The sequence below is a fragment of the Mesorhizobium robiniae genome (assembly GCF_040545535.1).
GTDB lineage: Bacteria > Pseudomonadota > Alphaproteobacteria > Rhizobiales > Rhizobiaceae > Mesorhizobium > Mesorhizobium robiniae.
In genome coordinates this window covers 26,244-39,331 of record NZ_JBEPMC010000007.1, presented here as the reverse complement: position 1 = coordinate 39,331, position 13,088 = coordinate 26,244, and the positions used below count along the sequence as shown (strand labels likewise).

Here is a 13,088-nt window from a genome sequence, read left to right as displayed (position 1 = left end):
TCTCGCGCTACCGATACAAATCCGCCCGCGTAGGCGGCAGACCGCTTGGTCCCCGCGCCCGCTTGGTGACGACGGTCTGGAATATCTGCGCCGAAGCGCGTTCGAAGGTGATCGAGCAGCCGGTGAGATAAAGCAGCCAGAGGCGCGCCTTGGCTTCGCCGACCTCGGCGATCGCTTCGTCGAAACGAGCGTGGAGGCGCTCAGCCCACAGGCGGCAGGTGCGGGCGTAATGCTCGCGCAGATTCTCGACATCGTAGACGAGAAAGCCGTGCGCTTCGAGATTGCCGAGCGTCATGCCGATCGTGTCTAGCTCGCCGCCAGGAAAGATGTATTTGATCAGCGCCTTGAATTCCGGACCCTTGCGCAGGGTCTTCTTGATGTTGCCCTTGTCGCGCCGGGTGATGGCGTGGTGCAGATAGATGCCACCCGGTTTGAGCAGGCGATGGATGGTCGAGAAATAGGTGGCGTGGTTGGCGAGCCCCAGATGCTCGAACATGCCGATCGACGATATCTTGTCGAAGGAGCCGGACAGCTCGGCGTAGGATTTTATCTCGATAGTGATGCGATCCTCCAGCCCCTCGGCGCGGATGCGCTCGCGGGCGAGCTGGGTCTGGGCTTCCGAGAGCGAAACGCCGTGGCCGACGACGCCGTAATTTTTCGCGGCATGGATGAGCATGGCTCCCCAGCCGCAACCGATGTCGAGCAGCCTTTCGCCCGGCTTCAGCCGGAGCTTGCGGCAGATGTGGTCGAGCTTGTCCTTCTGCGCCTGGTCGATACCGTTGGCGAAATCGGTGAAATAGCCGCAGCTATAGACCATGCGTTCGTCGAGGAAGAGCCGGTAGAAGGCGTTCGAAATGTCGTAGTGGTGCTGGATCGCTTGCCTGTTCGACCCGCTGACGAAAGGATTGCGCCCGGAAAGGTCGGTCCGCGCCGCCATCTGCTTTCTCGAAAACAGCACGGCCGGCAGGTCGCGCAGGACCGCAAGCTTGGGCAACGACTTTAGCTTCGTCCTGAGCTTGCCTTGCGAAGGCAGGGCGTAAAAATCGAACAGCGATCCGCCTTCCACGTCGATGGTCTTGGAAATCCACATTTCGATCAGCGTCGAGAGATTGGGCCGGCGCATCACCTGCCAGACGATGTCCTGGTCGTTGATGGTGAGCACGGGACCGGTGGCGGGCCCGATCCGCTCGCCGGTCCACAGCTTGACCGCGAAGCCAGGCTTTAGCGTTTCGATGACGGTTCGAACGATCCGCGCGGCCCTTTCGGCTGCCTCCATCCCTGGTCCTCCCCTGTTGGCACGCTGGCGACCCTACGTCGACTTTGCCTGTCCGATCGGATCGTCGCAAGCCGCCAGCGACACGCCCGCGCGGCATTTTCACCATCGCGCCTTGCCATTCGCCGACCGACACCCCATCATGAGGGTGTGTTCAACAAATCGAAAGGAGGTGATCCGATGTCGAGTGATTTCGTTTTCCAGAACGTGGCCTCAGCGGATTGCACTTTCGGGAAGCAGTCTTCCCGTTAAGGCGCGAGATGCGCGGCGGGTGACGCAAAACGTCGCCGCCAATGAGCCGCGCCATGGACGGAAACACGGAAGGCCGCCAGCTTCGCAAGAAGCGGCGGCCTTTTCCTTAGCGAGTTACTGCGTCAGCCTGATCTTTTCGGTGTTGCGGATGATTTCCTGAAAGGCCGCGTCCAATTCTGCTCCGGTGGACACCTCGAAATAATGTCTGGTGGCGGACGCGTCCCTCGACGAACAGTTCTTCAGCACCGCCTTCGCCTGGTTCCGTTCGGTTGCCGACATATCCTTGCCGTTCAGATCGAAGCCGATGGTGAAAATCTCGATCCCGTCACTTTTCATGTTGTCGCATAGCGTTTCAGCGTTGCCGCGCGCCAGGTTGCCCTGGCTGTTGTAGCTGCCCCACGCGCTGGCGAAGGCGGTATTGAACTGGCCATCGGTCATCAGGATCGCGACCTTGGCAATCTTCTTCGCATTGGCATCCGAGGGGCCGCTGCCGAGACCGGCATTCTTGATCGCCGCACGCCAATGCGGCGACAGCATATAGTAGGTCCACTGAATGGCGATCGCGCCGGCCGTATAACCATCGGCCCGGAAGTCGTCGATCGAATCAAGCAATGCGCTGGAATCGGCGGTCAGCGGGATCACCGTCGCATCGGGGCACTTGTTCATTCCTCCGCCACTCAGATGATCATCCCGGTTGACCAGGGCGTAGTATTTCTTGCCGTTCGTGTTCGTGCGAACCGTCTCGGGGCCGTCGGCGCTAAAATCCGGATCGCCGTTTTTGTCCTTGCGCTCCGTGGCGCAATCATCGGAACGAGGCATCGCCGCGCCAACAATGGAGATGTAGTCGCTGAAAGACGGCAGCAGCTTGTTGCCCGTCTTGGCGACGAGAAGCGAGCTACCGGCGACGGGCGGCAGGTCAGAGCCCCCCTGCTTCTCGGAATAGACGTTTTCCGCCAGCTTGCCGACGTTCACGGCGGATGCATAAGGCACAAGCGCGACGCGGATGCGGGGGTTCTTCGGATCCTGGTTCTGAAGCATAGTCCGGACGGCGTTTTTCGCCGCTGCTTTCAGATCGCCGATTTTGTCGACGTTGCCCTTCTTCGCCATCGACCCCGTGATGTCGAGCATCATCGCCACCTCGACCGTCTTATCCGAATAGAGGGCGGTGGTGGTAGCGGTGACTCGCCGAGCGCTTTCAAGGCCGAAGATCGGGAAATAAAGGCCGACGTTGACGTGGGCGTCTGCCTGGACCGTCTTGGCGGTCCTGTTGACGGTCAGTTTGTCGAGAACGATCTGGTCGGCCTCCAGGATGCCGGCCGTTCCGTTGGCGTCGAGAAAAGCCTGCACCGACCTGTTGGCATCGGCCTCCTTAATGACGCCGGTGGTCAGGTCGCGGGCCGTCGAGGTCACCGCCGCATCGACCACACCTTGCAGGCTCGACTTGGCGTTATAGAGTTGGGAAACGTTCACGCCAAAGCCGACGCTCAGTGCCAGCACCGACGCGACCATGCCGAACAGAACCGCGAAGTTTCCGCTTCGATCGCTGGCAAAGCCGCCGATCGCGTCAACAAGACCCCCAAAATGCCGCATGCTTTTCGCCTCCGTTCGCCACGACCTCAAGGCCGTGCGAGGCGCATTGCAGGATTCCGGCCGAAACGGCGCCGCCAAGCGGCCAACACCGGCGGCTCGCCGTCAACTCATTGTTTTTGCTTGGCTTCGAATTGCGGCAGGGTGAACAGCCGGTAAACGACAAGCCCCTGCGGCGGTTTTGTTTACAAAGCGCTTACCATAACCTTCCGTGTGCCGCGGAGCATAAGTACTCGGTCCCGATCCGGCACAGGCGGGCTGTGCCGGAGCGGATCAGACGCATCAGACCGCAGGACAGCCCCGATCATCGCAATGCTTCTAAGCCAGCATCTGCGCGCTGACGGTTCTGTCGACGCCGCGATGGGGTGGGTTGAACAGGTTGCTTTCCTGCTCGTAGGTCCAGACCTTGAACAGGCTGAGGCGATGCGGGCCGAAACTGTGCAGTAGCGGCACGTCGGTCGCGTCGCGGCCGCGCGCGATGACGACGCGGCCGATCCTCGGGATGTTATGGCGGGGGTCGAACGTGTACCATTTGCCGTCGAGGAACACTTCCAGCCACGCCGAAAAATCCATCGGCGCCGGGTCGACCGGCACACCGATGTCGCCGAGATAGCCGTTCACGTAGCGCGCAGGAATGTTCATGCAGCGGCAAAGCGTGATCGCCAGATGAGCGAAGTCGCGGCACACGCCGACGCGCTCTTCATGTGCCTGCGCAGCCGTGCGGGTCGGGCGCGCATAGCCGTAACCGAACGACAGACGATTATGGACATAGTCGACGATCGCCTGCACCCGCGCCCAGCCGGATGGAACAGGACCGAAAACCTGCCAGGCCAGATCGCTGAGATGGTCGGTCTCGCAATAGCGGCTGCCGAGCAGATAGCAGAGCACATCGTCGGGCAACTCCGTCACCGGCACTTCCCTGGCCAGTGTGTTGACCTGGTCGGTTTCGCCGCTGTCCTCGACGACGGCATCGTAGAGAATGCGAAAGCCGCCGCCGGGCGCCGTGAAGCGGCGGCAGGTGTTGCCATAAAGATCGTGATAGACCGTGGTTGGGACCGACGGCGAGGTCAGCACGCGCGTCTGCCGCTTGATGTCGGCCTGGCGCTCCTTGTGGATCTCGAGCAGCGAAATCACTGGGGTGGCTTCGGCACAATCGATGGCGATTTCATAGCCGAGCCTAATCAGCATCGCGGTTCCCCCGTTGAGTGTCATGGAAGGCAGTCTGGTGAACGCGTGAGGGCTCGTCGTGGTTCCCTGGCATCGTCGAAAACGCGGTCTCGCGCTTCCCATGCAGCCGATGCGACGTTACGGTCGCCCAACAGGCTTTGATCCCTCCAAACAACCGGAATAGCAGATGTTCGCAGGCAAGAAATTCGCAGCCTTCCTTTTCGACATGGACGGCACGGTGGTCAATTCGATTGCCGCGGCAGAAAGGGTCTGGGCAGATTGGGCACGCCGGCAAGGCCTCGACGTTGCCGCATTCCTGCCGACGATCCACGGCGTGCGGGCGATCGAGACCATCGCCCGGCTGGCGCTGCCAGGCGTTGATCCGATGCGCGAAGCTGATGCGCTTTTGAAGGCGGAGGTGGCCGACGTCGACGGTGTCCTTCCGATCGCCGGTGCCGCGGCGTTTCTGGCGTCGCTGCCGCCCGAGCGTTGGGCCATCGTCACCTCCGCGCCGCGCGAACTGGCGCTCCTGCGCATCGCAGCAGCCGGCATCCCGCTTCCCGCCGTGCTTGTTGCGGCGGAGGATGTTTCCCGCGGCAAGCCGGCGCCCGATTGCTTCCAGCTGGCGGCCGAGCAGCTGGGCGTCGACGCGCGCGACTGCCTCGTTTTCGAAGATGCGCCGGCCGGAATATCGGCGGCCGAGGCCGCAGGGGCTACGGTCATGGTGATCAGCGCCACGCACCAGCACCCGCTGCAAACGCCGCATGCTGCGATCGCCGGTTACGACGCGATCGGCATCGCCGTCGACGACCGCGGCTGGATCGCCCTTGAGCCGCAACAACTGGCGGCCGCAGCCTCCTAAAGGAAGGGCGTTTCCGGCAATCTCCGACGTGCGTGATCGACAACACAAGTACCGGGAGCGCAGGAACCCGCTATTCGCAGGCCCGCATCACCTGAATCTCAACCTGCCCTTAGAAATCGCTGGTCAGGCCCTTGACCTCCCAGTCGCCATAGCGGCCGGGTTCCTTGCCGCCACGGCCGCCGATCTCCCGCGGCATTGCGGCTTCCTGCCGGCGATAGCGGTCGCGCCGTGCTTCTGCTTCCGCCAAAGCGCGACGGGCTGCCGGCGTTAGCGTCGTTCGCGACGCATCGTAACCGGGATCGGTATTTGTATTGCTGGTTTGGCCTGTTTTACTGGATTCGTCGATCATGCGATATTCCCGACAGAGAAACCGGCGCCAATTGAAACAGGGGCCAGCGTTTCCCATCATATAGCGATCAGTCGACAAGGATCGACCCCTTTTACGCAGCGCAGGCAGAAACGGAGCAGACAATGAACACACTTCGCACCGCCATGCTTTTGGCCGCTATGACTGCGCTGTTCATGGGCGTCGGCTATATGATCGGCGGATCGGGCGGCATGGTCATCGCGTTGCTGATTGCCGCCGGCATGAACCTGTTCAGCTATTGGAACGCCGACAAGATGGTGCTGTCGATGAACCGCGCCGTCGAGGTCGACGAAAGGAACGCGCCGGAATATTACGCCATCGTGCAGAGCCTGGCCAAACAGGCCGGCCTGCCGATGCCGAAAACCTATCTGATCGACAACCCGCAGCCCAACGCCTTCGCCACCGGCCGCAACCCACAGAATGCCGCGGTCGCCGCCACCACCGGACTGTTGCAGCAGCTGTCGCCTGAAGAGGTCGCCGCGGTGATGGCGCACGAGCTCGCCCATGTGCAGCACCGCGACACGTTGACCATGACGATCGTCGCCACGCTTGCCGGCGCGATCTCGATGCTCGGCAATTTCGCCTTCTTTTTCGGCGGCAACCGCGACAACAACAATCCGTTCGGCTTCGTCGGCGTGCTGGTGGCGATGATCGTCGCGCCGTTCGCGGCCATGATCGTGCAGATGGCGGTCAGCCGCACCCGCGAGTATGAGGCCGACCGGCGCGGTGCCGAAATCTGTGGACAGCCACTCTGGCTTGCCTCGGCGCTTGACAAGATCGCCCGCGGCGCCGAACGCATCCGCAACCCGGATGCCGAGCGCAATCCGGCGACCGCCCACCTCTTCATCATCAATCCCCTATCCGGCGAGCGCATGGACAGCCTGTTTTCCACCCACCCAAACACCGATAACCGCATCGCAGCCCTGCAGGCGATGGCGCGGGACATGACGGTTGGTGGCGCATCCGCCCCGCCGCGGCCGCAAACTCCGATGCCAAAGCAGGCTGGCGAGCAGCAGCCATCCGGCCCGTGGGGGAAGGCACAGCAGCCTGAGCAGCCGCCGGCGCAACCGGCTCGCCCGAAATCCAATCCCTGGGGCCGCAATCCGACCGGACCCAATGGTCCGTGGTCGTGAGCGAAGCGAAACGCCGACATCGAATTTCAGGCGATCATGAAAACCATGCGGTGAGCCCCGGCGAGCCCGTTGCCGGCCTTGCGGCGCGCAAGGCGGCAGCAAGGCTGCTTGCCGCCGTCATCGATGCCAAGACGCCGCTCGACGGGCTGACCGACCACGAGAACGGCCATCCGCAATACAAGACGCTCGACCTGCGCGACCGGGCGCTGGTGCGCGCCATACTGGTCACTGCGCTGCGTTTCCGCATGACCATATCGGGGCTGCTGGGGCGTCGGCTGGAAAAGCCGCTGCCGCCCAACGCCACCGCGCTTTCGCATATTCTGCATGTGGCGGCGGCGCAGATCCTGTTCCTCGACATTCCCGACAGCGCCGCCGTCGACCTTGCCGTGACCCACGCCAAGTCGGATCCGCGCACGGTGCGCTTTTCCGGTCTCGTCAATGGCGTGCTGCGCACGCTGGCCCGATCCAAGGAGACAGAACTGGCCGCAGCGCTTGCCGCTACCGACGAAGCGCCGAAATGGTTTTCCGACCGCCTGAAAGCCGCCTATGGCGTCGACAAGGCCAGGCAAATCCTCGCTGCCCATCGGTACGAGGCGCCGGTTGATTTCACCGTCAAGTCCGATCCGGCGCTGTGGGCCGAGCGGCTCGGCGGCATCGTGCTGCCGACCGGCACGGTGCGGGTGGAAAAACTCAGCGCCTCGGTTACCGAGCTGCCCGGTTTCGAAGACGGCGCCTGGTGGGTTCAGGATGCCGCCGCGAGCCTTCCGGCCCGGCTCCTGGGCGACATAAGGGGTTTGCGCGTCGCCGACCTCTGTGCCGCCCCTGGCGGCAAGACCGCTCAGCTCATTCTCGGCGGCGCCGAGGTCACCGCGATCGATTCCTCAAAAAACCGGCTGGCGCGGCTTTCGCAGAATCTCGAACGGCTCGGTCTGTCCGCAGAGATCGTCCAGGCCGATTTGCTCAAATACGAGCAGAAACAACTGTTCGACGCCGTTCTCCTCGACGCACCCTGTTCTTCGACCGGCACCGTGCGGCGGCATCCCGACGTGCCTTGGACGAAAACAGCGACCGACGTCGAAAAGCTGGCCGATCTGCAGCGAAGGCTGCTCGCCCGCGCCGTCACCCTGGTCAGGCCCGGAGGGCGGATCGTCTTTTCCAACTGTTCGCTCGACCCGCTCGAAGGCGAGGCGCTTCACCGTACCTTCCTCGCCGGCACGGCCGATATCGCCGATGATCCGCTCCGCCCGGGCGAGATCGCCGGCATCGATCCGTTCCTGACGCCGCAAGGCACGCTGCGCACCACGCCCGCCGATCTCGAACTCGGCACACCGGAACGGTCAGGCCTGGACGGCTTCTTCGCCGCTCGCATGCGCAGGGCTGGCTAACACGGAAAAATCGCCGACTGTTTTAGGAAGAATCCTGCGGAAAACAGGCTGAACTCCAAGGCTTCCGTTGAATTCGCCTTCGCATAAGTTCTTGAATCATATAAGCTTGTTCTCGGATGAGGACTTGAGGAGGGCTTTTGGCGATCGCTGCCGGCAGCACGACGCGCCTATGGACGCTTGTCGCGAAGGAGTTCTGGCGCAAGGCGCGCCGGCGCCTGCGTGCCGGGCCGATCTATCGCTGGCGCTATTCCGGCCGCACGCCGGAACGCGTTTTGATCGCGCCGCCGGACCTGCGCCTGGCCGACCCGCAGATCGCGCTCGAGATCTATTATGGCCGCTATCCGCTGTCGGGACATCTGGTCGAGACCGGCGGCAAGTCGCCCTTCCAGATCGCCGTGCAAAATCCCGGCTGGCAAAAGACGCTGCACGGCTTTCGCTGGCTGCGCCATATGCGCGCCGCCGGCACCGAACTCGCCGCCGCCAATGCCCGCGCGCTGGTCTCCGACTGGATCACCATCCATGGCAGCCATATTTCCGGTGTTGCCTGGGAGCCCGGCACCACGGCCAAGCGCGTCATTGCCTGGCTGCAGCATTCCTCGGTGGTGCTGCAGGGCGCTGAATTTCCCTTCTATCGGGCGTTCCTGAAATCGCTGGCCGTGCAGATCCGCTATCTCAGGGCGATGGCACGTGAGATGCCGGACGGCAAGGAACTGCTGCGCGCCCGCATCGCGCTCGCCTTCGCGGCCTTGTCGCTGCCGGCGTCGGCATCGACGCTGCGCGGCGCGACCCGCAATCTCGCCGAGGAACTCGACCGCCAGATCCTGCCGGATGGCGGCCATATTTCCCGCAATCCGATAGCTGTTCTTGAAATTCTCGCTGACCTTCTGCCGCTGCGCCAGACTTATGCCAATCAAGCCGAAACACCGCCGCCGGCGCTGATGGGCGCCATCGACCGTATGCTGCCGGCGCTGCGCTTCTTTCGCCACCAGGACGGCAGCCTCGCCCGCTTCAACGGCATGGGCGCCACCATCCACGACCGCATCGCCACCATTCTGCGCCACGACGACACCGCCGGCGCGCCGTTGCTGCACGCGCCGCATTCGGGCTACGAGCGCCTCTCCATGGGCGGCGTCACCGTGATCGCCGATACCGGCCCGCCGCCCCCCATCGATGTTTCCAACGCGGCGCACGCCGGATGCCTGGCCTTCGAGCTGTCCTCCGGCCGTCAGCATTATGTCGTCAACGCTGGCGTCGACACTTATGGCGCCGCCGAATTCCGGCCGCTTGCCCGCGCCACCGCCGCCCATTCGACCGCCACCATCAACGATACGTCGTCGGCGCGTTTCAGCCATTCGCTGCGCGTCAACGATCTGCTCGGCACGCCGTTGATCGGCGGCCCGCAGCATGTGCCTTGCAAGCGCACCGACCAGCAGGGCAGCCAAGGGTTTTTGGCCCGCCACGACGGCTATGTCGCGCGCTTCGGCCTGCTGCATGAGCGCGAGCTGAAATTGTCGGCGAACGGCAATGTGCTCGCCGGCAGGGATCGCTTTCTGCGGCCGGGCAATGCTGCGATCCGCAACAACGGCCGCGATTTCGTCACGGTGCGCTTCCACATCCATCCCGACATTGGCCTGCTCCAGGACGAGCACGGCCGCCTGGTGTTGGCCGCCGACCAGGCCGACAGCTGGGTGTTTACCTGTACCGAAGTGGCGCCCGAGGTCGATGAATCCATCTATTTCGCAGGCCTTGGCGGCCCGCGCCGCAGCCGGCAGATCGTACTGGCCTTCAAGGCATCGGAGATTTCCGAGGTCCATTGGCAACTGACGCGGACCGTCATCGCCGGCTATCCGGAAAAAAGCTGAAACTGCCCGTGGCGAATGGTCCGAGCCTGGAGCAGGAATGCTGTAGCGGCTTGATTTCCTGATGTCATGTGCTACGGCGCGCCGACACTTTCCCAACCAGCCGTGAAAGGCCGCCAGCCCATGGCCGTCGCCGCCAAGAACATTCCCGCGCCCGATCTAGTTCCCGTGCGTCGCGCGCTGCTTTCCGTTTTCGACAAGACCGGGCTCATCGATTTCGCCAAGGCGCTGGCCGCGGCCGGTGTCGAGCTGGTTTCAACCGGCGGCACGGCAAAGGCAATCGCTGAGGCCGGCATGGCGGTACGCGACGTCTCCGACCTCACCGGTTTTCCCGAGATCATGGACGGCCGCGTCAAGACGCTGCATCCGTCGGTGCATGGAGCGCTGCTTGGCGTGCGCGACGATCCCCAACACGCCGCGGCGATGCGCGCTCATGGCATCGAGCCGATCGATCTCGTCGTCTCCAATCTCTATCCGTTTGAGGATGTCCGCCGATCCGGCGCTGCTTATGCCTCGATCGTCGAGAACATCGACATAGGTGGCCCGGCGATGATCCGCGCTTCCGCCAAGAACCACGCTTACGTCGCCATCGTCACCGACCCCGAGGACTATGCCTCGGTGCTCAACGCCCTGGAGATGAATTTCGGCTCGCTCTCGCTGGATTTCCGCAAGAAGCTGGCAGCCAAGGCTTTTGCCCGAACCGCCACCTATGATGCGGCGATCTCCGGCTGGTTCGCAGAGGCGTTGGAGATCGAGCATCCTACCTGGCGCGCCTTCGGCGGCAGGCTGGACCAGGTGATGCGCTACGGCGAGAACCCACACCAGGCCGCCGGCTTCTACGTCGATGGCGACAAGCGGCCGGGCGTCGCGACGGCGCGCCAGCTTCAGGGCAAGCAGCTTTCCTACAACAACATCAACGACACCGATGCAGCCTTCGAACTGGTCGGCGAGTTCGACCCGGCGCGCTCCGCCGCTGTCGCTATCATCAAGCATGCCAACCCGTGCGGCGTCGCCGAGGGTACTTCGCTGAAGACGGCCTATGCCAAGGCGCTTGCCTGCGACCCGGTGTCGGCCTTTGGCGGTATTGTCGCGATGAACCGTACCCTCGATGCCGAAGCCGCCGAGGAGATCGTCAAAACCTTCACCGAGGTCATCATCGCGCCGGGCGCCTCGGAAGACGCAATCCGCATCGTCGCCGCCAAGAAGAATCTGCGCTTGCTTATCTCCGGCGGCCTGCCCGATCCGCGCTCGGCCGGCACCACCGTGAAATCCGTTTCCGGCGGATTGCTCGTCCAGGGCCGCGACAATGCGGTTGTCGATGACCTCGACCTGAAAGTAGTGACCAGGCGCGCGCCGACGCCGGCCGAGATGGCCGATCTCAAATTCGCCTTCCGCATCGCAAAACACGTCAAGTCGAACGCCATCGTGTACGTCAGAGATGGTGCCACCGTCGGCATCGGCGCCGGCCAAATGAGCCGGGTCGATTCCTCGCGCATTGCCGCGCGCAAGGCGCTCGACGCGGCCGAGGCTACCGGCCTGGTGGAGTCATTGACCAAAGGTTCTGTTGTCGCCTCAGACGCGTTCTTTCCCTTCGCCGACGGGCTTTTGTCGGCGATCGAAGCCGGCGCCACCGCCGTCATCCAGCCCGGCGGCTCGATGCGCGACGACGATGTCATCGCCGCCGCCGACGAGCACGGCATCGCCATGGTGTTTACCGGTGTGAGACATTTCAGGCATTGAGAACTTTTGCCTTCTCCCACAAAGGGGAGAAGGCAAGAGCAGCTACTCCGCCGGCTGGTCCGCTGGATACGGCGTGCGGACCAGGATCGCCAGGCCGACACCGAGGAACAGGATAATAGCCGCCATGCCGAGCCGCGCCGAGCCGCTGGCCAGCGTGATTGTCGCCACCATGAACGGCGCAGCAAAACTGGTCGCCCGCCCGGCCAACGCATAGATGCCGAAATAGCGGCCCGATTCGGCCGCCGTGACGCTACGCGCCATGTAGGAGCGCGAAGATGCCTGCACCGGCCCGAAGGCAATCCCGATCAGCAGACCAAAGAAGATGTAGGCTTTTTCCGCCGGTGTACCGAACAACCCGCCGCTATCGGCTCCAGGCATCGTCCAGGCACCGAACAGCGTATAGCCCGGGCCGGTTGAAACGATGCCGATCGTGGCGATGCTCAGCAGAACAAGCGAAATCATCACGATGGTCTTGGAGCCAAGCGCCGTGTCGAGGCGTGCGGCAACCAGGCAGCCGACGATGGCGACGACGTTGAGGATGATGCCGAACAGGCCGATCTCGGTGATCGACCAATGGAACATTGCCGCCGCAAAGGCACCGCCCAACGCAAGCAACGCATTGACGCCATCCTGATAGATCATGCGGGCGACGAGAAAGCGGAAGATGCCGCTGCGCTTGCGTATTTCGCCCAGCGTCGATCGCAGTTCCGACAGTCCCTCGCGCACCGCCGGTCGTAGGGGAATGCCCTTCGCCGCGTCCGGCGTGAAGAAGAACATCGGCAGGATGAACAGGAAATACCAGGCTGCCGAGAGCGGTCCGGTTGCCCGTGCGTCTTCGCCGAGTTTCGGGTCGAGCCCGAGGATCGGATCGAGGCCGAGAAGCGTCTTGCCGGTTTCCGGGGAACTGGCCATGAAGGCGACGACAAAGATCAGCGCGACCATGCCGCCGAGATAGCCAAGACCCCAGGCCATGTTCGAGATTCGGCCGATTTCGCTCTTGGGCACCAGGCGCGGCATCATCGAATCGTTGAAAACGGTCGAGAATTCCGCCGCGACCGAAGCCAGCGAGAAGAACAGCACAACCAGGAAAATGTTCGAACCGGGAGCAGCGAACCACAGCAGGCAGAGGCTGGCGATCTTGATCGCAGCGAAAGAGGCGATCCACGGTTTTCGCGGGCCGGTCTGGTCGGCGATCGAGCCGAGGATCGGCGACAGCACGGCGATGGCCAGACCCGCTGCGGCGATGCCGTAGCCCCATGCCGCCTGGCCCGTTTCCGGATCGCTCGCCATGCGCGAGACGAAATAGGGCCCGAAGATGAAAGTGGTGATAACAGTGAAGAACGGCTGCGCCGCCCAGTCGAACAGCATCCATCCCCAGATGCCGCGTCCCGATGCCCGCTGCACTGCTACTTCGGCCATGTGCCCTCCCGCGAACGGCGCCCCGAAGCAGGGAACCGCTTCGC

Annotated in this window: 10 protein-coding genes; 5 read left to right on the top strand and 5 right to left on the bottom strand. The window is 63.4% G+C overall.

All coding sequences use genetic code 11. From position 1 onward, the window contains the following. Window positions 1–7: 7 nt before the first annotated feature. The 3 genes from ABID19_RS19720 to ABID19_RS19710 all read right to left on the bottom strand — a co-directional run bounded on the left by ABID19_RS19720 (window position 8) and on the right by ABID19_RS19710 (window position 4,300). Window positions 8–1,276, bottom strand: coding sequence for a cyclopropane-fatty-acyl-phospholipid synthase family protein (locus ABID19_RS19720; RefSeq protein ID WP_354492606.1), 1,269 nt, complete (start codon window positions 1,274–1,276; stop codon window positions 8–10). Between the two features lie 363 nt (window positions 1,277–1,639). Beyond that, window positions 1,640–3,115, bottom strand: a complete 1,476-nt coding sequence (locus ABID19_RS19715) for a TadE/TadG family type IV pilus assembly protein (RefSeq protein ID WP_354492605.1) — start codon at window positions 3,113–3,115, stop codon at window positions 1,640–1,642. A gap of 315 nt (window positions 3,116–3,430) precedes the next feature. After that, window positions 3,431–4,300, bottom strand: a complete 870-nt coding sequence (locus ABID19_RS19710; protein WP_354492604.1) for a transglutaminase-like domain-containing protein — start codon at window positions 4,298–4,300, stop codon at window positions 3,431–3,433. Window positions 4,301–4,466: 166 nt separating this feature from the next. Here ABID19_RS19710 and ABID19_RS19705 point away from each other — a divergent pair, with 166 nt between their 5' ends. Further along, complete coding sequence (locus tag ABID19_RS19705) at window positions 4,467–5,141, top strand: HAD-IA family hydrolase (RefSeq protein ID WP_354492603.1); 675 nt, start codon at window positions 4,467–4,469, stop codon at window positions 5,139–5,141. Window positions 5,142–5,250: 109 nt separating this feature from the next. Here ABID19_RS19705 and ABID19_RS19700 read toward each other — a convergent pair whose 3' ends face one another. Beyond that, complete coding sequence (locus ABID19_RS19700) at window positions 5,251–5,490, bottom strand: DUF1674 domain-containing protein (RefSeq protein ID WP_354492602.1); 240 nt, start codon at window positions 5,488–5,490, stop codon at window positions 5,251–5,253. 122 nt (window positions 5,491–5,612) lie between these two features. Here ABID19_RS19700 and htpX point away from each other — a divergent pair, with 122 nt between their 5' ends. The 4 genes from htpX (at window position 5,613) to purH (ending at window position 11,625) form a co-directional block, all read left to right on the top strand. After that, window positions 5,613–6,641 (top strand): zinc metalloprotease HtpX, encoded by a 1,029-nt coding sequence (gene htpX / locus ABID19_RS19695; RefSeq protein WP_354492600.1) that lies wholly within the window; start codon window positions 5,613–5,615, stop codon window positions 6,639–6,641. Window positions 6,642–6,691: 50 nt separating this feature from the next. Then, window positions 6,692–8,026 carry an RsmB/NOP family class I SAM-dependent RNA methyltransferase gene (locus tag ABID19_RS19690; protein ID WP_435528755.1) on the top strand — a complete coding sequence of 445 codons (1,335 nt, stop codon included), beginning with the start codon at window positions 6,692–6,694 and terminating at the stop codon, window positions 8,024–8,026. Between the two features lie 137 nt (window positions 8,027–8,163). Next, window positions 8,164–9,888, top strand: coding sequence for a heparinase II/III family protein (locus tag ABID19_RS19685; protein ID WP_354492597.1), 1,725 nt, complete (start codon window positions 8,164–8,166; stop codon window positions 9,886–9,888). Window positions 9,889–10,008: 120 nt separating this feature from the next. Next, entirely contained in the window at window positions 10,009–11,625 is a 1,617-nt protein-coding gene (gene purH, locus ABID19_RS19680; protein ID WP_354492596.1) for a bifunctional phosphoribosylaminoimidazolecarboxamide formyltransferase/IMP cyclohydrolase, read from the top strand. A gap of 42 nt (window positions 11,626–11,667) precedes the next feature. Here purH and ABID19_RS19675 read toward each other — a convergent pair whose 3' ends face one another. Continuing rightward, the gene (locus tag ABID19_RS19675) at window positions 11,668–13,044 is read right to left on the bottom strand and encodes an MFS transporter (RefSeq protein WP_354492595.1); all 1,377 of its coding nucleotides are present in this window, start codon (window positions 13,042–13,044) and stop codon (window positions 11,668–11,670) included. Window positions 13,045–13,088 lie beyond the last annotated feature (44 nt).

Bases quoted from the DNA above. Each gene is read 5' to 3' on its own strand.
- ABID19_RS19705 (WP_354492603.1), top strand. From the start codon at position 4,467: ATGTTCGCAGGCAAGAAATTCGCAGCCTTCCTTTTCGACATGGACGGC.
- htpX (WP_354492600.1), top strand. From the start codon at position 5,613: ATGAACACACTTCGCACCGCCATGCTTTTGGCCGCTATGACTGCGCTG.
- ABID19_RS19675 (WP_354492595.1), bottom strand. From the start codon at position 13,044: ATGGCCGAAGTAGCAGTGCAGCGGGCATCGGGACGCGGCATCTGGGGA.
- ABID19_RS19715 (WP_354492605.1), bottom strand. From the start codon at position 3,115: ATGCGGCATTTTGGGGGTCTTGTTGACGCGATCGGCGGCTTTGCCAGC.
- ABID19_RS19720 (WP_354492606.1), bottom strand. From the start codon at position 1,276: ATGGAGGCAGCCGAAAGGGCCGCGCGGATCGTTCGAACCGTCATCGAA.
- ABID19_RS19710 (WP_354492604.1), bottom strand. From the start codon at position 4,300: ATGCTGATTAGGCTCGGCTATGAAATCGCCATCGATTGTGCCGAAGCC.
- purH (WP_354492596.1), top strand. From the start codon at position 10,009: ATGGCCGTCGCCGCCAAGAACATTCCCGCGCCCGATCTAGTTCCCGTG.
- ABID19_RS19700 (WP_354492602.1), bottom strand. From the start codon at position 5,490: ATGATCGACGAATCCAGTAAAACAGGCCAAACCAGCAATACAAATACC.